General features: G+C 71.5%; 21 protein-coding genes. 5 read left to right on the plus strand and 16 right to left on the minus strand.

Translation table 11 applies throughout. The features are described 5' to 3' along the window. Window positions 1-76: 76 nt before the first annotated feature. The 8 genes from manD to ACVKXF_RS15320 form a co-directional block, all read right to left on the minus strand. Window positions 77-1,429 carry a D-mannonate dehydratase ManD gene (gene manD / locus ACVKXF_RS15285; protein ID WP_396290359.1) on the minus strand — a complete coding sequence of 451 codons (1,353 nt, stop codon included), beginning with the start codon at window positions 1,427-1,429 and terminating at the stop codon, window positions 77-79. Next, complete coding sequence (locus ACVKXF_RS15290; RefSeq protein ID WP_456796240.1) at window positions 1,426-2,715, minus strand: mannitol dehydrogenase family protein; 1,290 nt, start codon at window positions 2,713-2,715, stop codon at window positions 1,426-1,428. Before ACVKXF_RS15290 ends, manD begins: the two co-directional genes overlap by 4 nt. Continuing rightward, window positions 2,712-3,599, minus strand: coding sequence for a sugar phosphate isomerase/epimerase family protein (locus ACVKXF_RS15295; protein ID WP_456796241.1), 888 nt, complete (start codon window positions 3,597-3,599; stop codon window positions 2,712-2,714). Before ACVKXF_RS15295 ends, ACVKXF_RS15290 begins: the two co-directional genes overlap by 4 nt. Further along, window positions 3,596-4,801: a Gfo/Idh/MocA family protein gene (locus tag ACVKXF_RS15300; protein ID WP_456796242.1), complete on the minus strand. Its 1,206-nt coding sequence runs from the start codon at window positions 4,799-4,801 to the stop codon at window positions 3,596-3,598. The genes ACVKXF_RS15295 and ACVKXF_RS15300 overlap by 4 nt, the downstream gene beginning before the upstream one ends. After that, window positions 4,798-5,637, minus strand: coding sequence for a sugar phosphate isomerase/epimerase family protein (locus ACVKXF_RS15305; protein ID WP_123313254.1), 840 nt, complete (start codon window positions 5,635-5,637; stop codon window positions 4,798-4,800). Before ACVKXF_RS15305 ends, ACVKXF_RS15300 begins: the two co-directional genes overlap by 4 nt. Window positions 5,638-5,722: 85 nt before the next feature. Then, window positions 5,723-6,682: a carbohydrate ABC transporter permease gene (locus tag ACVKXF_RS15310; RefSeq protein ID WP_221180561.1), complete on the minus strand. Its 960-nt coding sequence runs from the start codon at window positions 6,680-6,682 to the stop codon at window positions 5,723-5,725. Beyond that, the gene (locus tag ACVKXF_RS15315) at window positions 6,679-7,701 is read right to left on the minus strand and encodes a carbohydrate ABC transporter permease (RefSeq protein ID WP_123313253.1); all 1,023 of its coding nucleotides are present in this window, start codon (window positions 7,699-7,701) and stop codon (window positions 6,679-6,681) included. Before ACVKXF_RS15315 ends, ACVKXF_RS15310 begins: the two co-directional genes overlap by 4 nt. Then, window positions 7,701-9,056: an ABC transporter substrate-binding protein gene (locus ACVKXF_RS15320; protein ID WP_456796243.1), complete on the minus strand. Its 1,356-nt coding sequence runs from the start codon at window positions 9,054-9,056 to the stop codon at window positions 7,701-7,703. Before ACVKXF_RS15320 ends, ACVKXF_RS15315 begins: the two co-directional genes overlap by 1 nt. A gap of 122 nt (window positions 9,057-9,178) precedes the next feature. Here ACVKXF_RS15320 and ACVKXF_RS15325 point away from each other — a divergent pair, with 122 nt between their 5' ends. From ACVKXF_RS15325 to ACVKXF_RS15335, 3 genes are all read left to right on the plus strand, one after another. Further along, complete coding sequence (locus tag ACVKXF_RS15325) at window positions 9,179-10,240, plus strand: LacI family DNA-binding transcriptional regulator (protein ID WP_456796244.1); 1,062 nt, start codon at window positions 9,179-9,181, stop codon at window positions 10,238-10,240. Between the two features lie 73 nt (window positions 10,241-10,313). Further along, window positions 10,314-11,762: a glucuronate isomerase gene (gene uxaC, locus ACVKXF_RS15330; protein ID WP_456796245.1), complete on the plus strand. Its 1,449-nt coding sequence runs from the start codon at window positions 10,314-10,316 to the stop codon at window positions 11,760-11,762. Between the two features lie 242 nt (window positions 11,763-12,004). Beyond that, window positions 12,005-12,601: a class I SAM-dependent methyltransferase gene (locus tag ACVKXF_RS15335; protein ID WP_123313250.1), complete on the plus strand. Its 597-nt coding sequence runs from the start codon at window positions 12,005-12,007 to the stop codon at window positions 12,599-12,601. Between the two features lie 6 nt (window positions 12,602-12,607). On the opposite strand, the gene ACVKXF_RS15340 is transcribed toward ACVKXF_RS15335, so the two are convergent. Then, entirely contained in the window at window positions 12,608-13,147 is a 540-nt protein-coding gene (locus ACVKXF_RS15340; RefSeq protein ID WP_456796246.1) for a gluconokinase, read from the minus strand. A gap of 109 nt (window positions 13,148-13,256) precedes the next feature. Here ACVKXF_RS15340 and gndA point away from each other — a divergent pair, with 109 nt between their 5' ends. Beyond that, window positions 13,257-14,714, plus strand: coding sequence for an NADP-dependent phosphogluconate dehydrogenase (gene gndA / locus ACVKXF_RS15345; protein WP_123672992.1), 1,458 nt, complete (start codon window positions 13,257-13,259; stop codon window positions 14,712-14,714). Between the two features lie 78 nt (window positions 14,715-14,792). On the opposite strand, the gene ACVKXF_RS15350 is transcribed toward gndA, so the two are convergent. Further along, window positions 14,793-15,500, minus strand: coding sequence for a hypothetical protein (locus ACVKXF_RS15350; protein WP_148061771.1), 708 nt, complete (start codon window positions 15,498-15,500; stop codon window positions 14,793-14,795). Window positions 15,501-15,607: 107 nt separating this feature from the next. On the opposite strand from ACVKXF_RS15350, the gene ACVKXF_RS15355 reads away from it, so the two are divergent. Continuing rightward, window positions 15,608-17,233, plus strand: coding sequence for a molybdopterin-dependent oxidoreductase (locus tag ACVKXF_RS15355; RefSeq protein ID WP_123313246.1), 1,626 nt, complete (start codon window positions 15,608-15,610; stop codon window positions 17,231-17,233). A 160-nt stretch (window positions 17,234-17,393) separates the two neighbouring features. Here ACVKXF_RS15355 and ACVKXF_RS15360 read toward each other — a convergent pair whose 3' ends face one another. From ACVKXF_RS15360 to ACVKXF_RS15385, 6 genes are all read right to left on the minus strand, one after another. After that, the gene (locus ACVKXF_RS15360) at window positions 17,394-18,173 is read right to left on the minus strand and encodes a putative protein N(5)-glutamine methyltransferase (RefSeq protein WP_456796247.1); all 780 of its coding nucleotides are present in this window, start codon (window positions 18,171-18,173) and stop codon (window positions 17,394-17,396) included. Then, entirely contained in the window at window positions 18,170-19,147 is a 978-nt protein-coding gene (locus ACVKXF_RS15365) for a ribose-phosphate diphosphokinase (RefSeq protein WP_123313244.1), read from the minus strand. Before ACVKXF_RS15365 ends, ACVKXF_RS15360 begins: the two co-directional genes overlap by 4 nt. A gap of 61 nt (window positions 19,148-19,208) precedes the next feature. Further along, window positions 19,209-20,636 (minus strand): bifunctional UDP-N-acetylglucosamine diphosphorylase/glucosamine-1-phosphate N-acetyltransferase GlmU, encoded by a 1,428-nt coding sequence (glmU, locus tag ACVKXF_RS15370; RefSeq protein WP_396290346.1) that lies wholly within the window; start codon window positions 20,634-20,636, stop codon window positions 19,209-19,211. Between the two features lie 303 nt (window positions 20,637-20,939). Next, window positions 20,940-22,322 carry an MFS transporter gene (locus ACVKXF_RS15375; protein ID WP_456796248.1) on the minus strand — a complete coding sequence of 461 codons (1,383 nt, stop codon included), beginning with the start codon at window positions 22,320-22,322 and terminating at the stop codon, window positions 20,940-20,942. Between the two features lie 312 nt (window positions 22,323-22,634). After that, window positions 22,635-23,672, minus strand: coding sequence for an NAD(P)-dependent alcohol dehydrogenase (locus ACVKXF_RS15380; protein WP_456796249.1), 1,038 nt, complete (start codon window positions 23,670-23,672; stop codon window positions 22,635-22,637). Next, window positions 23,669-24,973: an ROK family transcriptional regulator gene (locus tag ACVKXF_RS15385; RefSeq protein ID WP_456796250.1), complete on the minus strand. Its 1,305-nt coding sequence runs from the start codon at window positions 24,971-24,973 to the stop codon at window positions 23,669-23,671. Before ACVKXF_RS15385 ends, ACVKXF_RS15380 begins: the two co-directional genes overlap by 4 nt. Window positions 24,974-25,051: the final 78 nt, after the last annotated feature.

The following is a 25,051-nucleotide window of genomic DNA, read 5'->3' on the forward strand; positions in this document are numbered from 1 at the left end:
CCGGACGCCACCGACGCAACGGTTTCTGTATGCATGGCGACCGCGAGGTACGAGCACCTCGCGGTCGCGGCGGGGGTCACCAGTCGTGGACGGTGCCGTCGGCCAGGCGGTTGAACGGCAGGTAGGCCTGTTCGTACGGGTACTTGCCGGCCTCGTCGACGTCGAGGCTGACCCCGAGGCCGGGCTCGTCACCGGGGTGCAGGTAGCCGTCCGTGAAGGTGAAGGTCTGCTGGAACACCTGGTTCGTCTGCGGCCCGTGCTGCATGTACTCCTGGATGCCGAAGTTGTGGATCGCCATCCCGAGGTGCATCTGCGCGGCGAGGCCGACGGGCGAGATGTCGGTCGGCCCGTGGAACCCGGACTTGATCTGGTACATCGCGGCGTAGTCCATCGTCTTCCTGAGCGGGGAGATGCCGCCCATGTGCGTGACGGCCCCGCGGACGTAGTCGATGAGCTGGTCGCGGATGATGTCCTTGAAGTCCCAGATGGTGTTGAAGACCTCGCCGATCGCGAGCGGTGTGGTGGTGTGCTGCCGGACGAGCTTCAGGGCTTCCTGGTTCTCGGCCGGGGTGCAGTCCTCGAGCCAGAACAGGTCGTACGGCTCGAGCGACTTGCCGAGCTTCGCGGCCTGCAGCGGGGTCATCCGGTGGTGGCCGTCGTGCAGCAGCGGCAGTTCGGGTCCGAACTCGTTGCGCACGGCTTCGAACACGGTGGGCACGTGGCGCAGGTAGGCGCGGGTGTCCCAGTCCTCCATGGCGGGGAAGGCGCCGCGCTGCGCCGGCTCGAAGTCGTACCGGACGCCCTCGTTGCCCTCGGTGGTCTTGTTCGAGGCGATGCCGTAGATGCTCTCGAGGCCCGGGACGCCGGTCTGCACGCGGATCGAGCGGTAGCCCTCCTCCTGGTGTTCGCGGATCGAGTCGAACAGTTCGGGGAGTTCCTTGCCCGAGGCGTGCCCGTACGCCATCAGCCCGGTGCGCGAGGCCCCGCCGAGCAGCTGGTACAGCGGCATGCCGGCGACCTTGGCCTTGATGTCCCAGAGCGCCATGTCGACGGATGCGATGGCGGCCATCGTGACGGGGCCGCGGCGCCAGTACGACGAGCGGTAGAGGAACTGCCAGGCGTCCTCGATGCGGCTGGCGTCGCGGCCGATCAGCAGCGGCACGACGTGCTCGGACAGGTAGGCGGCGACGCCGAGCTCGCGGCCGTTCAACGTCGCGTCGCCGAGGCCGGTGACGCCGTCGGCGGTCGTGATCTTCAGCGTCACGAAGTTCCGGTTCGGGCTGGTGACGATGACCTCGGCGCGCTCGATGAGCTGGCCGCGGTCGGCCGACGCCCACGTGTCCGGACGCCCGGAGGTCTGCCCGGTCGCCGCGCCGGTGTCGGCGGCGCCCGGCACCGGGGCCGCGGGGTTCGTGGTGGTGTCGGTCATGCGTGGACTCCTTCGTCGGTGCTGCTGGTGGTGCGTGCGGCGGTGCTCGCCGCCCGGATGTCGTCGGCCGCCGCGGTGATCGCGTCGACCACGGCGGTGGTGTCGAGGTCGGGGGCGATGCCGCGCAGCACGTCGTGCACGTCCGAGTCTGCCCCGGGGGCTCCGTCGTCGTCCACGAGGTCCGGCTGCGTCGTGACGTGGAGCCACCATGCTGCGATCGCCGTCGCGGCGCCGGGCCCGATGCCCGCGGACGGGTCGCGCCCGAGCCGGTGCCGCACGACGTCGACGACCCGGACGGGCAGCTTCTGCGACCCGCCGGAGGCGATCTGCCGCAGGGTGTGCCGGATGCGGGGGTTCGCGAACCGGTCCACCAGGGCGGCGCGGGCGGCGGCGACCTCGTCGGCGGGCAGCGGCAGTTCGCGGGCGGCCTCGTCCCACAGCTGCTCGACGGCGGCCCGGCACACCGGGTCGTCCATCGCCGCGGCGACGGTCTCGTGCCCGCGCTGGAGCCCGAGGTACGCGAGCAGCGAGTGCGAGCCGTTCAGCAGCCAGAGCTTCCGCTGCTCGTACGGGGTGACGTCGTCGACGATGCGCACGCCGGCGGTGCCCCACGCGGGCCGGTCGATGCCGTCGAAGCGGTCCTCGAGCACCCACTCCGCGAACGGCTCGGTGACCACCGGCACCCGGTCCCCGGCGAGCGCTCCCGGCAGGGCGGCGAGGCCCGTGACGTCGGCGTCGGTGGTCGCGGGGGTGATCCGGTCCACCATCGACGACGGGAACGCGACGTTCGCCTCGATCCACGCGCGCAGGTCGGGGTCCGTGGTGGCACCCAGCACGGCCTCGCGCAGCACCGCGCCGTTGTGCGTCAGGTTGTCGAGGCTGACCAGTGCGATGCGCCCGCCGCCGGCCGTCCGACGGGCGTCGAGCCCCGCGACCAACCGGGCCGGGACGTCGGACCCGGACCGGTAGCCCTGCTCGGTGACCGTCAGCGTGACGATGGTCGTCGCCGGCGACGCGACCACGTGCCTCCAGGCCGTGTCGTCGCTGCCCGCGTGGGCGGCCACGATCGTGTCGACCACCTCGGCGTCGTCGCCGGACGCGGCGCGGGTGACCAGCGTGTACCGGCAGTCCTGCGCGGCCAACGCGTCGGCCGCCGCGGGCGAGCGGCCGGTGAAGGCGGTGATGCCCCACGGCTCCCCCGTGGTGTGGGCCGTGTACCAGGCGAGGTGGGCGCGCGCGAACGCACCCACCCCCAGGTGGACGATGCCCGGTCGGCGGTCGGTCATGCCGACACCGGCACGAGGGACCGCAGGTACGCCAGGTTGTCGGCGGTACGGGCCTCGAGCGGCAGGTCGGTGGAGAAGTCCTCGATGGTGACCCAGCCGTCGTAGCCGACCTGGCGGAGGGCGTCGAGGTACTCGGAGACGGACGCCTGGCCGGTGCGCAACGGTGCCCACTCGTGCTGCCAGATCGTGCTGCCGTCGGCCCGGGTGTCGCCGGTGTCGACCCAGCGTGCGTTCTTCACGTGGGCGTGGGCGAGGTAGGGGCCGAGGAGCTCGAAGGCGGCGAGGTGGTCCTCGTACCCCTCGATGACCAGGTTGCCGAGGTCGTGGATGACCCCGACGTGCTCCGGGTCGAGGCCGTCGACGAGTCGCAGCGCCGCCGAGGCCGAGGGGGTGATGGTCATGTGGTGGAGCTCGACGAGCGCCTTGACGCCGAGCTCGGTCGCCCGGGTCACCGCCCACTCGAGGTCGGCTCGGGTCCGGTCGAAGATCTGCCCGTAGGTCTCGCCGGTGCGTTCCTTCTCCTGCCGGTACACCGGCATCGAGACCCGCACCTGCCGGGCGCCGAGCTCGCTCGTGACGCGGAGCATCGTCTCGACGCCCTCGTGGTCCGACGCCTGCTGGTACCCGCCGATGCCGGAGTACTCGAGGCCGGCGGCGTCGGTGATCCGGGCGATCTCGCCGACCTGGTCCTGGATGCCGGTGAACTGCCACGTCGAGGCGTTGCCGGCCCAGAACGAGCGACCGGCGGGCACGACGGTGCCGTCCGCGGGGCGGTCGTCGACGATGCGCCACTCGACGCCGTCCCAGCCCTGGTCGGCCAGCGTCGAAGCGGCCTGCGACGGGGTCCAGTCGGGGGTGGACGCGGTGAACACGGAGAACTTCATCGGGTGGCTCCTTCGGTCGCGGTGTCGGACGTTGCTGCAGCGCCCACCACGGGCACCACGTCGTCGTACTTCCCGTCGATCACGTCGTCGATCCGGACGAGCTGCCCGAGCGTCGCGCTGACGTAGAGCCCGCGGACGGTGGCGAGCGACACGAGGGCCGCGTCGACGGTCACGCCGGGCTCGCGGCCCTCGCGGATCGCGGCGACGATGTCGGTGTACTGCCGACCGTGGCCGGCGGCGAAGTGGTCGGGCTCGGCGGGGCCGCCGACGACGTGCTCCGGCGGGACGACGTCGTCCTTCTGGTCGACGGCGCCCGCGACCGCCGACGCGTTCGCGGTGGTCGACGCGGACTCGAGGGTGGCGGCGTCGGGTGCGATGTGGAAGTAGGCCAGGCGGTCGTCGTCGACGATCGCGGACCCGTGGGTGCCGTACACGGCGTAGCGGGCGGAGAGCCCCGGGTACGCGGCGGTCGTGCAGTGGATGACGCCGAGCGCGCCCCCGGCGAACCGGACGGTGGCGACGGCGGTGTCCTCGACCTCGATGCGGTCGTGCGCGAGCAGCCCGGTCTGCGCCGAGATCTCGACCGGACGGCCGAGCGCCCAGACGAGCAGGTCGACGGTGTGCACGCCCTGGTTCATGACCGCGCCGCCGCCGTCGAGCGCCCAGGTTCCGCGCCAGTCGCCGGAGTCGTAGTAGCCCTGCGACCGGTACCAGGCCACGCTCGCCAGGCCCGAGGTCACGGTGCCGAACCCGCCGTCGTGGGCGGCCGAGGCGACGGCGGCCGAGGCCGGGTCGAACCGGTGCTGGCTGATGACGCTCGTGACCAGGCCACGGTCGCGGGCCGCCGCGGCGAGCGCGGCGATCTGCCGGGCTCGGGGCATCGTGGTGTCGAGGGGCTTCTCGATGACGACGTGCTTGCCGGCGGCCAGGGCGGCCTCGGCGAGCTGCACGTGCATGCCGGACGGCGAGCAGATCGCAACGACGTCGATGTCGGTCTGCTCGATCGCCTCCTCGATGGTGGACGTCGTGATGGGGCGGGTGACACCCATCGCCTCGATCTCGTCGGCGGCGCTCGTGGCGGCCGCGGGGATCGCGTCGACGAGGGCGACGGCCTGCAGGTCCGGGTGGTGGACGGCGACCGTGGCGTGGTGGCGTCCGATGACGCCGGCGCCGACGACTGCCAACTTCAGTGGGGTGGTCATCGCAGGGTGACTCCGATCTGGTCGGTGAGGGTGCGGAGGGCACGACCGGCGCGACCGAAGGCCGCGGGGCCGGAGAACCCGCCGAGGGAGGTGAAGTCGCTGAGGTGCGGCTCGAGCGAGGCGTAGCCGGAGTACCCGGCGTCGCGCAGCGCGGTGAGGGTCTGGAGCAGCTCGCCGTCGCCCTCGCCGGCGGGGACCACCGACGAGTCGGCGGCGAGGGCGTCCTTGACCTGCAGGTAGTCGACGTAGGGCGCGAGCTGCGCCCACCCGTCGGTGAACGGCTTGACGCCGCACTGCACGTAGTTCGCGTTGTCCCAGGCCAGGCGGAGTGCCGGGGACCCGACGCTCTCGACGAGGTCGAGCACGCGCGCGGGGACGTCGCCGTAGATGTCCTTCTCGTTCTCGTGCAGCAGGGTCACGCCCTCGCGCTCGGCGAGGTCGGCCAGGGCGCGCATCCGGACGAGGACGTCGTCGCGGACGTCCTCGGGCTGCCGGCCTTCGAAGTAGAACGAGAAGATCCGGATGTTCGTGGTGCCGAGGGCGTGCGCGGCGGCGATCGCGCGGCCGAGCCGTCCGACCTCGTGCTCGACGGGCTCGTCGACGGAGACCTTGCCGATCGGTGAGGCGATGGCGGACACGGTCTGTCCGCGCTCCTCGAGCAGGCGGTGCAGTCCGGCGAGCTGGTCCTCGTCGAGGTCGACGACGTTCACGCCCCAGGCGCTGCGGACCTCGATGGCGCTCGCGCCGAGCGCCTGCAGGACCGCGACCTGGACGACGGGGTCCGCGTCGATCTCGTCGCCGAAACCGGAGAGTTCCCACGTGGGCTGGTCGGTCATGGTGTCCTTTCGTGTCGGACGGGAGGCACGTGGCGGGGCCGCCACGGGCCTCCAGTCCGGTTCTGGGTTGTGGTGACTGCCGCGCTCACTTGACGGAACCGGCCGTCAGACCGCCCACCAGGTAGCGCTGGAAGATGAGGTACAGGGCGACGACCGGCACCGCGCAGACGATCGAGGCGGCCATCATCTGGCCGTAGATCGGGACCGCGCCGCCCTCCTGCGTGGTGCCGAGTACCTGCAGGACCACGGCCACCGTCCTGGTGTTCGGGGTCGTCATGATCGTGGAGAACAGGACGTCGTTCCAGCCGAGCAGGAAGGCGAAGATCGCGGAGACGACGATGCCGGGCCACGACAGCGGCAGGACGATCTTGGTCAGGATCTTGGTGCTCGAGGCGCCGTCGATGCGCGCCGCTTCCTCGAGTTCCTTCGGCAGGCCACGCAGGTAGGTGACCATCACCCAGGTCGAGAACGGCAGGGCGAACGTCAGGTAGGTGACGAACAGGCCCCAGCGGGTGCCGATGATCTGCACGCCCGTGGCGCTGGCGATGTTCGAGAAGACGACGAACACGGGCAGCAGCAGGAGCGTGCCGGGGATCGACTGCAGCGCGAGGAGCCCGCGCAGGATGGTCAGGCGCCCGAGGAACCGGAACCGGACCAGCACGTACGCGGTCGACACGGCGAGCGCGGCACTCGCGATGGCGACCGCGCCGGCGGTGAGCATCGAGTTGACCAGCCCCTCGCCGAGCGCGACCGTCGACCAGATCTCGACGTAGTTCGACAGCGTGAACTCCGACGGGAAGTACTCGCCACGGGCGACCGCGACGTCCGAGTTCACCGATCCGAACAGGATGTACAGGACCGGGACGGCGATGAACGCGATGATGACGGCGATCACCACGATCAGCAGCCAGCGGGGCAGGAGCCGGGTGACGTCGGTGTCGTACGGACGCTTGCTCCGTCTCCCGCCGCTGCTGGTCGTGATGCTCTCGGTGAGCGTCGCGGTGGGGCGGGTGCGGGTGCTGAAGGACGTGCTCGGGGTGGTCATGCGCGTGCTCCGTCGATGTCGGCGGCGGTCGGGGCGGCGGCGAGCGTCGCGCGGTCGGCGCGGCGCTGCTTCCGGTTGGGGCCGGCGTCGTCACCGGTGTCGAGCTTCACGGCCCGCAGGTAGACGAACAGCGGGATGGCGACGATCACGAGCGAGCAGATCGCCATGGCCGCGGACAGGCCGAAGCGGAACGACTGGAAGCTCGCGATGTACGTCAGGACGGGCATGACCTCGACGCTCGACGGCAGCGGGATGCCGAACAGCACGAACGGCAGCGTGAAGTTGTTGATGTTGTGCAGGATCGAGATGATCACCGCGAGGCTGAGCGGCCCGCGCAGGTACGGGAAGATGATGTAGCGGAGCTTCGCCCACCAGGTCACCCCGTCGAGCGCGGCGGCCTCGTGCACCTCGTTGTCCACCGCCTGCAGTCCGGCCAGGGACAGCAGGTAGACGAACGGCCAGCTCGTCCAGATCATCACGCCGGCGAGCGCCCAGTACGACGCGGAGCCGTTCAACCAGAGCACGTCGGTGTGCAGGATCGAGTTCACGACGCCCTGCGGCTGCAGCATCGTGCGGAAGAACGTGCCGACGACGAACGCGGGCAGCACGTAGGGGATCAGGTAGATCGACCGGACGAGGCCGCGCCCCGGGAACCGGTTCTGCGTGGAGATCGCGGCCGCGACGCCGATCGGGACGGTGACCGCCGTGACGAGCACGGACAGCGACACCGAGATCCAGATCGAGTGGAGCAGGGGTGAGTTCGTGAAGGCCTCGGTGAAGTTCGCGAAGCCGACGAAGGGGGCGCTGAACCACTGCCGCAGCGTGTACTGGTCCAGGTCGAGCATCGCGATGAAGAAGCCCACCAGGAGCGGCACCACGATGACGGCGAGCATGAGGACGCCGCCGGGGATGAGCATCCAGAGCGGACGCTCCTTCTTGTACAGGGGCGTCTTGCCAGCCGGGCGCACGGGCCGCGGCGGCGCCGCGTCGGTGCGGGGCCGGGTCTGCGTGCTGGTCATCACAGACCTCCGTTCTTCTGACGGTCGAGGGTGGACTGGGCGTCGCGTTGCGCTGCTTCGAGTCGCGCACGGAGCTGGTCGTCGGTGACCTCGCCGCCCTTGAGTGACGGGATGGACTGCACGACGACGTCGACCAGGGCGAGCTGGATGTCGGACCAGGCGCCGGTGAAGGCGGTGGGCTTCGACAGGCGGCCGGCGTCGATGATCGGCTTGAGCTGTGGGTTGTCGGCCGCGAGCTGTGCGGCGGCGTCGGCGTTCGTCGGCAGGTTGCCGAACAGGTCGTAGTACTCGAGCTGGGCCTTCGGGGCGCTGAGCTGCTTGACGAAGTCGAACGACAGGTCCTGCTTCGTGCCGTAGTCGGCCACGACCCAGTTGTCGCCGGACAGGATGCTCGCGGCCTCGATGCCGTCGGTGGGGCGTTCGCTCGCGCCCGGTGGGACGGTGGGGAGCAGGGCGAACTCGTACTTCCCGTCGACCTTCGTGTCCGTGAAGGAGTTGATCGCGGTGGTGGTCGTCATCGGGAAGAACGCGGCCTTGCCCTCGGTGAACTGCGCGAGGGCCTGCGCGTTGTTCCAGCCGATCGCGGCCTTGTCGACGACGCCGTCCTTCGTGACCCAGTCGAAGTAGGTCCGGTACGCGTTCGCGACGGCGTCGCTGTCGATCTCGGCCTTCGAGCCGTCGACGATGGTGTTGCCGGCGTTCTGCGCCATGCCCCACACGAACTTCCACGGGTCGAAACCGTCGGCGTAGGCGATCGCCATGCCGTGGCGGCCGTCACCGGTCGTGGCCTTCGCGTCCTCGGTGAGTTCGTCCCACGTGGTCGGCATGTCGGTGATGCCGGCCTTCGCGAGCAGGTCCTTGTTGACGGCCATGACGAACGGGCGGCTGGCGAAGGGGATCCCGATCTGCTGCGAGTCGCTCGGACCCGAGATGCCGAACGAGGCCGGGTCGAACTGGTCCTTGCCGCCGATCGCCTTCCACTCCTTCGACCCCATCTCGACGAAGGCGCCGGTGGCGTACGCGGTCGGGGTGAACGTGGTGCCGATGGCGTAGACGTCGGGGCCCTGACCGGAGATGACGCTGGTCTGGATCGCGGTCAGTTCCTCCTGCGCGGACGAGTAGGTCTCCCACTGGATGTCCGCGCCGGTGGTGCGCTTGAACTCGGCAGCGGTGTCCTGCTGCCACTGCTTGCGCTCCTTTGGGTACGTGGTGTCCGCGCCCATCATCACGCGGAGGGTGTTCGGGTCGTCGCCGCTGCCGTTCACGACGGCGCAGCCCTGCAGGGAGAGAGCGGTGAGGGCGATCACCGCGACGGCACCGACGAGGGTGCGGGGCTTGAGCCGTGTCCTGTTCATCCGGGGGTTTCCTCCTCGAGACCTCCTCCGGGCGGCGCTGCCCGGTGGCACCACTGTTCCGCCGTTGGCAACATCCGGCAACCGGTTGCCACTTGTTGCCAGACGCGAATACGTTCGGCCTCGTGAGCAGCACAGACACGGACGTCGGCGACGCCTCCGGCGCGGGTTTCAGCGCCGCCCGACGCGTGACCATCCGGGACATCGCCGACGCGACCGGCGTGGCACCGTCGACCGTGTCCCGCGCACTCTCGCTCCCCGACCGCGTGAACCACAGCACGCAGGAACGCATCCAGCGGGCGGCCCGCGAACTCGGCTACGTCGCCAACTCGCAGGCACGCGCCCTGACTTCCGGTCGCACCCGCGCCGTGGCCGTGCTCGTCTCCGACATCACGAACCCGTTCTACTTCGACGTCATCCGCAGCACGCAGCACCAGCTCGCGGGTGCCGGCTGGACGCAGTTGCTCGTCGACACCGAGGAGTCCGCCGACGCCGAACTCGCCACCCTGAGCGCGATCGGCGCGAAGGCCGACGGCGTCGTCCTCACCGCGTCCCGCCTGTCCGACGCGCAGATCGCCCGGTTCGCCGAGCGCATCCCGCTCGTCGTCGTGAACCGTCGCCCCGCCGGGGTGCCCTCGGTGCTCATCGACACCCCCGGCGGCGTCGAGCAGGCGGTGCAGCACCTCGTCTCCCTCGGACACCGCGACGTCCTCTACGTCGCCGGTCCGGACAGCTCGTGGTCGAACGAACGCCGGTGGAAGGCGCTCGTCCGCGTCGCGAAGCGCCTCGGCGTCCGCGTCGCACGCATCGGGCCGCACGCGCCCTTCGTCGACTCCGGAGCCGCTGCCGCCGACGCCGCCGTGCACGCCGGGGCCACCGCCTGCATCGCCTTCAACGACCTGATCGCCATCGGGATGCTCGGGCGGCTGCGGGAACGGGGCGTCCGCGTCCCCGAGGACATGAGCATCGTCGGTTGCGACGACATCTTCGGCGCCGACTTCTGCAACCCGCCGCTCACCACGATGACCTCGCCGATCGAACGCGCCGGCCGGGTCGCGATCCGGATGCTGCTCGGCCGCCTCGGCGCGATCCCCGCCGACGAGCTGCCCGGTGAGCACATGACCGGCGCCGTCGCGCTGCCCACGCACCTGACCGTCCGGGAGTCGACGGGTCCCGCGCCCGCCTGACGCCGGCGCTCGCCCGCAGAACCCGCCGTCCCCGTCGTCCCCGCCGTCCCCGCCGTCCCCGAAGGAGTCGATGATGACCCAGACCAGCACCGCCACCCGTCTCGCGCCGCACCCCGACCGGCTGCTCCCCGCCGACCCCGGTGCACGCCGGGTGGCACGGACCGTCTACGACACGGTCAAGGACGCGCCGATCATCTCTCCCCACGGCCACGTCGACGCGGCGCTCATCGCCGCGGACCAGCCGTTCAGCGACCCGGCGTCGCTGCTCATCACGCCCGACCACTACGTGCTCCGGTTGCTGCACGCGAACGGGGTGGACCTGGCCGCGCTGGGACGCGCCGACCTGTCCGCGACCGGCACCGTGCCTCCCGAACCGGACGGCCGTGCCGTCTGGCGGAACCTGGCGGACCACTGGGACGACTTCCTCGGCACCCCCGTGCGCTACTGGTTCGAGACCGAGCTGCACGACGTCTTCGGGCTGACGGAGCAGCCGTCAGCGGCGAACGCCGACGCGCAGTACGACCACATCGCCGCCCTGCTGGCGTCGCCCGCGTTCCGCCCGCGCGCCCTGTTCGACACCTTCGGCATCGAGGTCCTCGCCACCACCGACGGCCCAGCCGACGACCTCGCCGCGCACGCGCAGCTCGCCGCCGACCCCACGTTCACCGGCCGGGTGGTCCCCACGTTCCGCGCGGACGCCGTGTTCGACCCCACCCGGCCGGACTGGAGGCCCGTGGTCGATGCCGTCGGACAGGCCGCCGGCATCGACACGGGGACCCACGCAGGGCTGTTGGCAGCACTGCGCGCACGTCGCCAGTACTTCATCGACCACGGCGCGACCGCCACGGACACGGGGGTGCTCGACGCAGGCTCCGCTCCCCTGTCGTCCGCCGAGCGGGAACGCATCCACGCGGCCGCACGGCGCGACCCGTCGTCGCTCAGCGAGGCCGAGGCGACGGCGTACCGGCACGACATGCTCTACCGCTGGGCCGAGATGAGCGTCGAGGACGGCCTCGTCATGCAGCTGCACCCCGGCGTGATCCGGAACCACCACACGCCGACGCTCGAGCGGTTCGGGCCGGACACCGGCCACGATCTGCCCGCTGTCGGCTCGTTCACCACGCCCCTGCGGCCGTTGCTCGAGGCCTTCGGGACCGCCCCGGGCTTCCACCTCGTGCTGTTCACCGTCGACGAGACCGTGTTCTCGCGCGAGATCGGTCCGCTCGCCGGCTTCTACCCCGCCGTGTACGCCGGTGCACCGTGGTGGTTCATCGACACCCCGGCGGCGATCGGCCGCTACCGCTCCGCGATCACCGACTCGGCGTCGTTCACGAAGACCTCGGGCTTCATCGACGACACCCGGGCGTACTGCTCCATCCCCGCGCGGCACGACATGGCGCGGCGGGCGGATGCGGCGTACCTGGCGTCGCTCGTCGTGACGCACGAGATCTCGGAGGAGGACGCGGTCCGCACGGCGGGGCGCATCGTGTCCGACATCCCGCGGGCGACGTTCAAGCTGTAGCGGTGCGGGCCGGGGCCGTGACGCTGCGGACGCGTTCCAGCGCGGAACGGATCTCGGCTTCGGCGGTCTCGGCGTCGGGCGCCCACCGGCACTCGAGCGAGACGGCGCCCCGGTACCCGCCGTCGTGCACGGCCGCGAGGAAGTCGCGCCAGACGTCGTCGACGCGCCGGGTGGCCGTCGGTCCGGGTCACTGAGGTGGACGTGCCCGATCCGGTCGCCACCGGCGCCGGTACGGTCGGACGATGGACCTCGACGTCACCGCTGCGTACGGCGACCGTGCCGGCGAGTACGCCGAGCTCCTCGGATCGATGTCGGCCGTCCATGACGAGGACAGAACACAGGTCGAGGCCTGGGCGTCCGGATCCGGCACGCGCATCCTCGACGCAGGGTGCGGGCCGGGGCACTGGGCCGCACACCTGGCGGATCGTGGACACGCGGTGATCGGCATCGACGCGGTCGCACCCTTCGTTGAACACGCACGACGCGCGCACGACGGCGTCGACTTCCGCCTGGGCGCGATCGAGTCCACCGGTCTCGACGACGGCAGCGTCGACGGGGTGCTCGCCTGGTACTCCGTGATCCACCACGATCCGTCCTGCGTCGGCGAGGTCTTCGCCGAGTTCCGCAGGGTGCTCCGGCCGGGCGGCGGACTGCTGGTCGGGTTCTTCGATGGGCCCGCGATCGAGTCCTTCGACCACGCGGTCGTCACGGCGTACCGGTGGCCGACGAGCGCGCTGGCGGAGGTCCTCGACGACCACGGATTCGACGTGGTGGACGTCCGGTTTCGGGTCGATCCGGGACAGCGGCCGCACGCTGCCATCCGCGCGACGCGGCGGTGAGGCGCCTCAGCCGGAAGTGACCAACAGCGCCGCAAGGATCGTCGTCACCGTGGCGTCGACCGAACCATCGATGGAGACGTCGACGGCGGCCTCGTCGGGCTGCGGCCGTTCGAGCGTCGCGAACTGGGAGTCGAGCAGCGACGACGGCATGTACTCGTGCTGCCGGTCCGCCTGCCGCTCGGCGATGAGGTCGTGCGAGCCGTCCAGGAACGCGATGACGAGGCCGGGCGCCGACTGCCGGAGCCGGTCGCGGTAGACGCGCTTGAGTGCCGAGTTGGCCATGACGCAGCGGCTCCCGGACGCCTCGACGGCCGCGATCTTCGCGGCGCAGGCGTCGAGCCAGGGCCAGCGGTCGTCGTCGGTCAACGGGATGCCCTGCCGCATCTTCTCCTTGTTCGCCGTCGGGTGCAGGTCGTCGGCGTCGACGAACACGGTCGGTTGGCCCTGCTCGGCGAGCGCGTCGGCGAGCGCCTGCCCGATCGTGGACTTGCCGGAACCGGAGACGCCCATGACGAGGACGGGTGGGAGGACAGCGGTGTCGGTCATCCCTCCACAGTATTGACGGAGTGAACAGCGGTCCCCAGTTGCCGTAACACCCGTGCGGTCCCAGGGCGCCGACCGTAGGTTGGTGTCACGTCCGGACGAAGGAGACGACGTGGCAGACAGCACTGGTCAGGCGAACATCGGGGTCATCGGCCTCGCCGTCATGGGGTCGAACCTCGCACGCAACCTCGCGTCGCGTGAGGGCAACACGGTCGCGGTGTACAACCGCACCTACGCCCGCACCGAAGAACTCATCAAGGAGCACGGCGATGCCGGCTTCATCGCGTCCGAGGACATCGACGGCTTCGTGGCCTCGCTCTCGAAGCCGCGCACGGCGATCATCATGGTGCAGGCCGGCAAGGGCACCGACGCGGTGATCTCGCAGCTCGCCGAGAAGTTCGAGGAAGGCGACATCATCGTCGACGGCGGCAACGCCAACTTCCACGACACGATCCGGCGTGAGCACGACCTGCGCGAGAAGGGTCTCAACTTCGTCGGCACGGGCATCTCCGGTGGTGAAGAGGGCGCGCTCAAGGGTCCGTCGATCATGCCCGGCGGCTCGAAGGAAGCCTGGGAGACCCTCGGGCCGATCCTGAAGTCGATCGCGGCAGTCGCCGAGGGCGAGCCCTGCGTGACCCACATCGGCACCGACGGCGCCGGGCACTTCGTGAAGATGGTCCACAACGGCATCGAGTACGCCGACATGCAGCTCATCGCCGAGTCCTACGACCTGCTCCGCCGCGTCGGGGGGCTCTCCGTCGAGGACCTGGTCAAGGTGTTCCAGGAGTGGAACGGCGGCGACCTCGAGTCCTACCTGATCGAGATCACGGTCGAGGTCCTGAAGCAGCGCGACGCCGACTCGGGCAAGCCGCTCGTCGACGTCATCCGCGACGAAGCGGGCTCCAAGGGCACCGGCGTGTGGACCGTGCAGAACGCGGTCGGTCTCGGCATCCCGGTCTCCGGCATCGGCGAAGCGGTGTTCGCCCGCGCGGTGTCGTCGAAGCCGTCGCAGCGTGCCGCCGTGCAGCAGGCGTTCCCGGACCGGCCCGACATCGCCGAGGTCCCCGACGGCTTCGAGGACGACGTCCGCGCGGCGCTCTACGCCTCCAAGGTCGTCGCCTACGCGCAGGGCTTCGACCTGATCATCGCCGGGGCCAAGGAGTACGGCTGGGACATCAACCTCGGCAACGTGGCGAAGATCTGGCGCGGTGGCTGCATCATCCGCGCGCAGTTCCTCAACCGCATCGTCGAGGCGTACGACAAGAACCCGGAGCTCGAGTCGCTGCTGGTGGACCCGTACTTCGCGAACGCCGTGCAGGAGGGCGAAGCCGCCTGGCGTCGCATCGTCGGGATCGCCGCCGCGTCGGGGATCCCCGCTCCGGGCTTCTCGTCAGCGCTGTCGTACTTCGACTCGCTCGCGTCCGAGCGGCTGCCCGCATCGCTGATCCAGGGGCAGCGCGACTTCTTCGGGGCGCACACGTACCAGCGCATCGACAAGGACGGCACCTTCCACACGCTGTGGTCCGACGACGACCGCCGTGAGGTCGACCAGGAACCGTCCACCCACTAGACCGCGGCACGACCGCACCCTCGAAGGGCCCCGCCGATCGGCGGGGCCCTTCCCACCTCCGACCGCGGTCGGCTCGGTTCAGGCGACGATGCGCTCTCGCGCGAGGTCGGCGACGAGCCGGTCCAACCGCGGCCCGCGGCCGAGCAGTCGACGGGCGCCGGGAGCGGTCCGCACGAAGAAGGTCGCGACCGCGGGGGTGTCGTCCGGCCGGACGTAGTGGATCGCGACCGCGCACGCCCGTCGACCGTCGGCGCGGTCGCCGTCTCCGTGGACGTCCTCGATCCCGACGTGCACGACCCGGCTCCACCGGATCACGAGCAACCGTGTGGCCTTGCGGTCCTCGAGTTCCCACAGCGACGCCTCGGTCGCCCCGAACGCCCAGGTCACCCTTGGTCCGAGGCTCGCCTCCGGCCGGACCTCGGCGATCGCGTCACGCAGTTCGGTCGTCGGAGCCGCCGGAACGAGCCAGACAGTGGGGTCGATGCGGCGGATTGCGAGCGCGAGGGCCTCGTCGGCGTGTCGGCGTCGCACCGCAGCGGCGCGGACGACCGCGACCACGATGACCGTGACGCCCAGCGCGATCGCGCCGAACTCGACGATCCCGAACCACGACAGATCGACCTCGGGCGCCGTGGAGACGACGACGACCCGTGCGGTGACGAGCGCCGCCCAGATGCCGACGATCACCCACCGCAACGTGGACAGCCGCTGCGCGGCCGACATCGGCGTGCGCTCGGGGCGGCGGGCGCGACCGGGGCGCGGAACGGGATCTGGACGCCTCGGCACACCCCGATCCTCGCACGGCCCGATCGGCAGGTGCTGGCCGGGGTCGGTGAACGCCCGGGGAACCGCACGCACAGGCCACGAGCGGGCGGGCGACCTACGCTCGGGCGGTGACCACCGAACGCACCACGGACGTCCCGACGCCGGGCGACCCATCGACGGACCAGCACACGGCCGGTGTCCCGCTGCGCCGGCCCGCGGTCCTCGCTGCGGCCGTCGGACTCGTGGCTGCCGCGGCCTTCCTCGGGATCGCCGAGTTCGGCGCGCTGCTCCTCGGTGGTGCCGGCAGCCCGCTGGTGGCCGTCGGTTCGGCCGTGATCGACCTCGCACCCGCGGGCGCCAAGAACCTGATGGTCGCCCTGTTCGGCACCGGCGACAAGGTCGCGCTCTTCGTGCTCATGACCGTCCTGGTCGCCGCGATCAGCGCCGGCGCCGGGGTCCTCGAGCGCGCTCGTCCGCCCTTCGGAGCACTCGTCTTCGCCGTCGGCGGGGTGCTCGCGTTGATCGCGGTCAGCACCCGTTCCGGCAGCGGCACGTTCGACGGCGCCCCGACCGTCTTCGGCGTCGCCGCCGCCGTGATCACCCTGCGGCTGCTGCTGCGTCGGCTCCGGCGCTGGGAGGCCGCCGCAGCCGTCCCGTCGGCGTCACCGCGACCTGCCTCGGCCGAGCGCCGCGCGTTCCTGGTCTGGGGCGTCGCGACCGCAGCGGTGGCGGTCGTGGTGGGCACTGCCTCCAGGGTGGGGTCGTCCGCGATGCAGGCGGTCGCCGCTGCTCGACGAGCCGTCCGCCTGCCCGCGGCGGCGACGCCCGCGCCGGCGGTGCCGGGCGGTGCCTCGCTCGACGTCGACGGGATCACGCCGTACGTCACGCCGAACGCCGACTTCTACCGGATCGACACCGCGCTGCGCGTCCCCTCGATCGACCCGGCCGACTGGAGCCTGCGCATCCACGGCGCCGTCGAGCACGAGGTGACGCTGACGTGGGACGAACTGCTGGCACTGCCGCTCGAAGAGCACATGGCCACCCTGAGCTGCGTGTCGAACGAGGTCGGTGGTGACCTGATCGGCAACGCGCTCTGGCTCGGGTACCCGATCCGGGAGCTCCTGGCCCGCGCGAAGCCGACCGGGGACGCTGACATGGTGCTGTCCCGCAGCATCGACGGGTTCACCGCCGGGACGCCGCTCGACGTGCTGCAGGACGAGGGCACGGATGCTCTGCTCGCCATCGGGATGAACGGGGAACCACTGCCGACCGAGCACGGGTTCCCCGCGCGGATGGTCGTGCCCGGGCTGTTCGGCTACGTGTCGGCGACGAAGTGGGTCACCGAGATGGAGGTCACGCGCTTCGCCGACGCGCAGGGCTACTGGACGCCGCGCGGCTGGTCGGAACGCGGGCCCGTGAAGCTCGAGTCCCGCATCGACACCCCGCGGAACGGGACGACCGTCACGGTCGGCGAGCAGGTCGCCATCGCGGGGGTCGCCTGGCAGCCGCACACCGGGGTGAAGGCCGTGCAGGTCCGCGTCGGTTCAGGCGCGTGGCAGCAAGCGGAGCTCGCCGAGTCGGTGTCGGCGGACACCTGGCGCCAGTGGGTGCTGCGGTGGACACCGACCGCGGGGTCGCACCGGATCGAGGTCCGCGCGGTGAGCGCCGACGGCGAGGTCCAGACGAGCGTCGAGCGGCCACCAGCGCCGAACGGTGCGACGGGGTGGGCCACGGTGACGGTGGACGCGAAGTAGGTCGGGCGGGGGGCGTGCGACCCGCCGTCTGCGTGTTGTCGACGTTCCGAAATCTCGGCATGTCGAGCGTTCGAACGGCCATCTGTGCGACCTCGGCGAACCTGAGCGGCGTGTCGCGGCCCCTGAGCGAGCGAGCCGGCAGCGCGGATCGCTCGTCGGGTCAGGCGGGGAGCGTCGCGACGACGCAGGTGCCGTCGACCTCGTCGTCCTGCTCGACCACGGCCGTGAACCCTGCGGCCACGAACGCCGCGACCGACGCATCTGCCTGCGCCACGGACACCTCGATCACGACCGAACCACCGGGGCGCAACCACTCCCCCGCTCCCGCGGCGATCCGCCGGTGCAGGTCCAGGCCGTCCGCCCCACCGTCGAGCGCGACACGGTGCTCGTGCTCCCGCGCCTCGACCGGCATCATCGCGATCGACGCCGTCGGGACGTAGGGGGCGTTCACCGCGACGACGTCGACCGCGCCACGGAACCGATCCGGCAGCGGCGCGAACAGGTCACCGGCGACGACGATCCCACGGTCGCCGATGTTCTCGGCCGCGACGTCGACGGCGTCCGGGTCGATGTCCGTGGCCACGAGGTCGAGTGCGCCGACCCGGCCGAACAACGCCACCGAGATCGCGCCGGCGCCGCAGCACAGATCGACCACGCGGTCGTAGCGCTGCAGCCGACGCGCGGCCTGCTCGACGACGACGGCCGTGCGGGCACGCGGCACGAAGACACCGGGGGTCACCCGGATGCGGTGTCCGTCGAAGGCGGCCCACCCGAGTACGTACTCGAGCGGCTCACCGGCCAGCCGACGCTGGACGAGTGAGCGCAGCCGGACGGGCTCGCCGGCTCCGGACTCGAGCAGCAGGTCGGCTTCGTCCTCGGCGAAGACGCTCCCCGCGGCCCGGAGTCGGGCCGCGAGGGCGTCACGCGCGGGATGGGTCAAGCGGCGCCGTCGAACATCGACGTGACGGATCCGTCGTCGAAGACCTCGTGGATGGCGCGGGCCAGGAGCGGGGCGATCGGCAGGATCTCAAGACGGTCCCAGCGCTTCTCGACCGGCACCGGCAGGGTGTCGGTCACGACGACGCGGTCGATGAACTCGCTCTGCAGCAGCTCGGTGGCCGGGTCGGAGAACACGGCGTGCGTCGCGGCGACGACGACGCCGATCGCGCCGGCCTCCTTCAGCGCCTCGGCAGCCTTGGCGATCGTGCGCCCGGTGTCGATCAGGTCGTCGACCAGCAGGCACCAGCGGCCGGAGACGTCGCCGACGATCTCGTGCACCGTGACCTGGTTCGGGACCAGCGGGTCGCGGCGCTTGTGGATGATGGCGAGGGGCGCACCGAGCTTCTCGGACCAGATGTCGGCGACGCGGACGCGGCCCATGTCCGGGGACACGACCGTCAGGATCGACGGGTCGAGGATCTCCTTGAAGTGCTCGAGCAGCACCGGCATGGCGAAGAGGTGGTCCACCGGGCCGTCGAAGAAGCCCTGGATCTGGGCGGCGTGCAGGTCGACGCTCATGATCCGGTGCGCGCCGGCGGCCTTGAACAGGTCGGCGACGAGGCGGGCCGAGATCGGCTCGCGACCGCGGCCCTTCTTGTCCTGACGGGCGTACGGGTAGAAGGGGGCGACGACGGTGATGCGCTTGGCCGAGGCCCGCTTCAGCGCGTCGACGATGATGAGCTGCTCCATGAGCCACTCGTTGATCGGTGCCGTGTGCGACTGGATGACGAACGCGTCGCATCCGCGGACCGACTCGTCGAACCGGACGTACAACTCACCGTTCGCGAAGGTCCGGGCGTCGGTGGGGACCAGGTCGACGCCGAGTTCCTCTGCGATCTCGGCGGAGAGCGCCGGGTGTGCTCGCCCCGAGACGAGGACGAGTCGTTTCTGGCCGGTTGTCTTGATTCCGGACAAGTGCGGTGCTCACTCCCTGACCCGTGTGGGGTCGATGTCGACGACCGGTGGTCGCCAGGATCTATTCGCCGTTCGCGTGCCGAGCAGCCTCGGCCGCCGGTGTGCCGGGTCGGTGTTCCTCGACCCATCCGTCGGTGTTGCGCTGTGGGGCGTAGCTGATCGCGAGCGATCCGGCCGGGACGTCCTTGCGGACCGTCGTTCCGGCACCCGTGTACGCGCCGTCACCAATCCTAACCGGGGCGACGAAGACGTTGTGCGAGCCGGTGCGGACGTTCGAGCCGACCTCGGTGCGGTGCTTGTGCACGCCGTCGTAGTTCGCGGTGATCGTGTTCGCGCCGATGTTCGAGTCCTCGCCCACCTCGGCGTCGCCGATGTAGGACAGGTGCGGGACCTTGCTGCCACGGCCGATCTTCGCGTTCTTCGTCTCCACGAAGGTGCCGATCTTGCCCTGGTCGCCGAGGATCGTGCCCGGACGCAGGTACGCGAACGGCCCCACCGAGGCGCCGTCGCCGATGACCGCGAGGGTGGCGTCGACCCGGTTCACCGTCGCCCCGGCACCGACCTCGGTGTCGCGCAGCGTGGTGTCCGGCCCGACCACGGCACCGGCGGCGATCGCGGTCGCACCGAGGAGCTGGGTGCCGGGCAGGATCTCGGCGTCCGCCTCGATCGAGACGTCGAGGTCGATCCAGGTGGTCGCCGGGTCCTGCACGGTGACGCCGGCGAGCTGGTGTCGGCGGACGATGCGGGCGTTGAGCTCGCGTGCGGCATCGGAGAGCTGCGCGCGGTCGTTGATGCCGGCGACGAGCCACGAGTCCGTCAGGGTGACCACGTCGATGCGCCCACCTCGGTCGCTGATCAGCGCGGGGGCGTCGGTGATGTACTTCTCGCCCTGCGCGTTCGCCGTGGTGAGCGACGGCAGGACCGCGCGGAGGTGCGTCACGTCGAACGCGTAGATGCCCGCGTTCGCCTCGGCGATGGCCAGCTGTTCGGCCGTCGCGTCCTTGTGCTCGACGACCCCGATGAACGCGCCGTCGGCGTCACGCACGATCCGTCCGAGGCCGGTCGGGTCCGGGGCGATCGCACTGACGAAGGTCGCCCCGTTGCCGCCGCGGGCGTGCGCGTCGACGAGCAGGCGGAGCGACGCCGCATCGAGCAACGGGACGTCGCCGGAGAGCACCACGACGGCACCGTCGAAGTCGGCGGGGAGCGCCTGGACCGCGACCTCGACCGCGCGACCGGTGCCGGGGACGTCGTCCTGGTCGACGACGATGGCGTCGGGCGCGCGCTCGGTGATCTCCGCCGCGACGAGGTCACGCTCGTGCCGGACGACCACCGCGACGTGTTCCGGCCCGAGGGACGACGCCGTCCGCAGGACGTGGGCGATGAGCGGCAGCCCGGCGAGCCGGTGCAGCACCTTGGGGGTGGACGACTTCATGCGCGTGCCCTGCCCGGCGGCGAGGACGACGACGGCGATGCGCTGGTCGGTCATGGGTCCATCCTGGCGCACCCGCGCTGCGGAGTCCGGCGGAACCGCGGCGCTGTGCACAACGATGCGCACAACCGCAGCGGTGCGGGGAGAGGCACCGAGCCTCCTGGCCGCACCGGTGCAGGGAGAGGCACCGAGCATCCTGGCCGCCACGAACGCGAGCCGACCCGAGCCGAGCCGAGCCGACGTTCCTTCCCAGAACGGCCGCGATGGAAAACGGAAACGGGCGTACCGGGTCGAAAGAACTGACCAGGTACGCCCGAATACACCAGCGACGCCCGAAACGCCCAGCCCAGCCCAACCCACCTACGCGCGCAGCGTCCGGGGCTCGGGCTTCACGAACGCCATGAGCACCAGCCCCGCGACGAGCACCACCACGATCCCGAGGATGCCGAAGCGCGTCGAGCCGCCGATCGTCACGGCGACGCCGAACAGCGCCGGCGCCAGGAACGACGCCGCCCGGCCGGTGGTGGCGTAGAGGCCGAAGAGCTCGCCTTCGCGGCCGGGGGTCGCCAGCCGCGCCAGGTACGCCCGCGACGACGACTGCACGGGTCCGACGAAGAGCGCCAGGGTGAGCCCGAGCACCCAGAACCACTCGGTTCGCGTGCCCGCGGCGAGCACGCCGAGTCCGCAAGCGGCGAGGCCGATCAGCGACACCATGATGAGCGCACGCGAGCCGAACCGGTCGTCGAGCCGTCCGGACACGAAGGTGGCGACGCCCGCGACGACGTTCGCGGCGATGGCGAACACGATGACCTGCGATGCGCTGAAGCCGAACACCTGGGCCGCGATGATGCCGCCGAACGTGAAGACCGCGCCGACACCGTCGCGGAAGACCGCGCTGGCGAGCAGGAACGCGAGCACGTTGCGCCGTTCGCGCCAGAGCCGGGCGATGTCACGCCCCAGGTCGCGGTAGGCGCCGAGCACGCCACCGGTCCCGCGCGGATCGGGCGCGGCCTCTGGCACCACGATGAAGAGCGGGATCGAGCTGACCGCGAGCCACACGGCGGCGATGCCGATCGCGACGCGGACGTCCCACTGCCCGGTCGCGACGGTTGCGGGCAGCTGCAGGAGCCCGCCGACGACACCGTCGCCCCGGAAGTCCTGGATGCAGAGGACGAGCAGCACCACGAGCAGCACGATGCCGCCGAAGTAGCCGGCGGCCCACCCGATCGCGGAGACCCGTCCGGTCCGTTCCCCCGACGCGATCTGCCCGATCATGGCGTTGTAGCCGACGCTCGCGATCTCGTACGCGACCGTGCCGATGCCGAGCAACGCGGCGCCGAGCACCAGGTACGGCTGACTCGGCGCGACGAACACCATGCCGCCGATGGACAGGACGATGCCGATCGTGGCGATGAGGACGGACCGGCGCCGGTGCCCGGACGAGTCCGCCAGACGCCCGATCGCCGGGGCGACGAGCGCGACGACGATGCCGGCGATCGTCAGCGCCGTGGAGACCACGGCGGCGTTGTGGGCGAGCTCGCGCTCCACGAAGGCCTTGCCGGCGGCGGAGGTGTCGGCCACCCGCGCCGGGTCGACGAACGCCCGGCTCGCCAGGTACGTGCTGAACACGAAGGTGGTGACGACCGCGTTGAACGCGGCGGAACCCCAGTCCCAGAGCGCCCAGGAGACGAGCGCGCGCCGGTCGGTGCGCTGCGGCACGACGGCGGCCGGAGAAGCGGTCATGCGCGAACCGTAGCGCGTCCCGGTGACGCAGCGGTGGCCCCGTTCCGGGTCACGTGCCGGACGGGAGGCCCGTCGCGGCCTGGCCACGCGCCTCCCGTCCGCACCGTGCGCACGCCGTCACCCCGTGCGCGCTTCCACGCACTGTGCCCGGCTACAACGCCGCACCAGACGGCCGACACCGCACCGTCCGACAAGCCGCGCACCGTGCGTGCGTCGTCACCCGGTGCGAGCTTCCACGCACCGTGCCCGGCTACAACGCCGCACCAGACGCGCAACGCTGCCCGGGCCGGCGAAAGCCGCACCGTGCGCGCGTCAGGCGGGCACGCCGCCGGGGTAGACGACGGACTTGAGGGACTCCGGGTCGGTGTCGCTCTCGAGGGCTTCGCGGACCTCGTCGAGCCCGAACCGACCGGTGACGAGCGAGTCCAGGTCGACCTGCCCGGACGCGACCAGGCCGATCGCGACCGGCCACGTGCCGGTGTAGCGGAAGATCCCGGTGACGGTGACCTCGAGGTTCTGGATGTGCTCGACCGGCAGCGTCATCTCGGAGTTGCCGAGCCCCACGAGCACCGCGGCGCCGGCCGGCCCGACGGCCTTGATGCCGTCGGACACGGCGCGGGGCGCACCGCTGGCGTCGATGAAGGCGTCGACCGGAGCGATGTCGGACGCGACGGACACCGTGGTCGGGTCGACGACCTCGGTGGCGCCGTACTGCAGCGCACGCTCCCGGCGCTCGGGGACGAGGTCACTGACGACGATCCGGGTCGCACCGAACGCCCGCGCTGCCTGTGCGCAGATGATCCCGATCGGACCGGCACCCGCGATCAGCACCGAGGAGCCGGGGACGATGCCGGCCTTCCGGACCGCGGCGATGCCGACCGACAGGGGTTCGAGCAGGGCGCCGGCCTCGAACGAGACGGAGTCGGGCAGGACGTGCGCGAACTCGGCCTCGATGGTGACGAACTCAGCGAAGGCCCCGTCCACCGGGGGCGTCGCGTAGAAGCGCATGTGCGGACAGAGGTTGTAGCGCCCGGCGAGGCACTGCGCGCACCGGTGGCACGGACGCTGGGGTTCGACGGCGACGCGCTCCCCGACGCGAGCGGGGTCGACGCCGTCGCCGACGGCGGTGATCGTGCCGGACAGCTCGTGCCCGAGGACGAGGGGCTCCTCGACGACGAAGTCCCCGATGCGGCCGTGCCGGTAGTAGTGCACGTCGGAGCCGCACACCCCGACCGCGGCGACCCGGACGAGGACGTCGCCGGGCTCGACCTCGGGGACGGGGCGGTCCTCGACGGTCAGGTCCTGGGTGCCGAGCAGCACGCTGGTGCGCTGGCGCTGGATGGAGGTCATGGGGTTCTCGCTTCCTCGGCCGCGTCGTCGCGGTCGGACGTGGGGGTGGTGGTGGCGACCGCGGTGGTCACGGTGCCCGGGTCGTGGAGCAGGTCGCGGAAGCCGATCTCGGCGGCTCCGTGCACGAGGACGTCCCTGCCCAGTGCAGCCGGGACGATGCGCAGCCGATCGGCCGTGCCCGCCATCGACTGCGCACGGACGGCGGTGACGATCCGGTCGCCGACGTGGTCGAGCAGTACTCCGAGGAACCCGCCGAGCACGACGACCTCGGGGTTGACGGTGTGGATCGCGTTGCGGAGCGCGGTGGCGAGGGCATCGACCTGCCGGTCCACGACGCGTTCGGTCGCGGGGTCGTCGGCGGCGAGCGCTCCGGCCAACGCGGCGAGGTCGTCGGGGGCCGTCCCAGCGACGGTGGTGAGGGCGTCACGCGAGGCCTCCGTCTCGAGGCACCCGACGGCTCCGCAGTGGCAGCGGATGCCGTTCGCCGCGACGAACGTGTGGCCGAGCTCGCCGGCGTACCCGTCGGCACCGCTGAGCGGCCGTCCGCCGGAGATGACCCCGCCACCGATGCCGCTCGCGCCGCCGTTGAGGTACACGAGGTCGTCGACGCCCCGTCCGCTGCCGGCGAGGCGTTCGGCCCAGGCCCCGAGGTTCGCGTCGTTGGCGGCATGGACCGGCAGTCCCGTGCGGTCGGCAAGCGGAGCTGCGAATGGTTCGTCGTGCCAGCCAAGGTGCGGCGCGTACTGGACGCTGCCGTCCTCGGCGCGGACCGTCCCGGGGACGGCGACGCCCACCCCGACGAGCCGCAGCCGCCCCGGGGCGGGCGCGGGCCCGGTGCCTGTGCCGGTGGTCTCGGCGCCGGTGGTCTCGGCGCCGGTCACTCGGACCTGATCGAGGAGCCGGGCGACGACGTCGACGGCCTCGGCAGCGGAGGGTGGGCGGACCTGCGCCTCGACCTGCCGCCGCCGGACGGTGCCGTCGAGTCCGACGAGGGCCACCTCGACGGCGTCGATCTCGACCGTGACGGCTGCGGCCACCACGTCTGCCGAAGCCCGCACGATCGGGCTCGGGCGACCGACCCCGGATCCAGCCGACCCGGCGGGCGGTGGGCCTTCGTGCACCAGCCCGAGCTCGACCAGCTCACCGACGAGTGCGAGGGTCGTGGACCGGTTCAACCCGGTGCGGCGGGTGATCTCGGCGCGTGCGATCGGGCCGTCCTCGTGCACCAGGCGGAGGATGCGCGCGGCGTTGCTCGGCGCCGGGGTGTGTGCCGGGCCCGTCGTGCGGTCGTGTTCCGTCACAGAGTTTCCCAGGACGTCCGCGATGGGAAGCGGGATCGGGCATACCTGGTCGGAACAAACGACCAGGTACGCCCGAGA

The organism is Curtobacterium sp. PvP017, assembly GCF_054060195.1.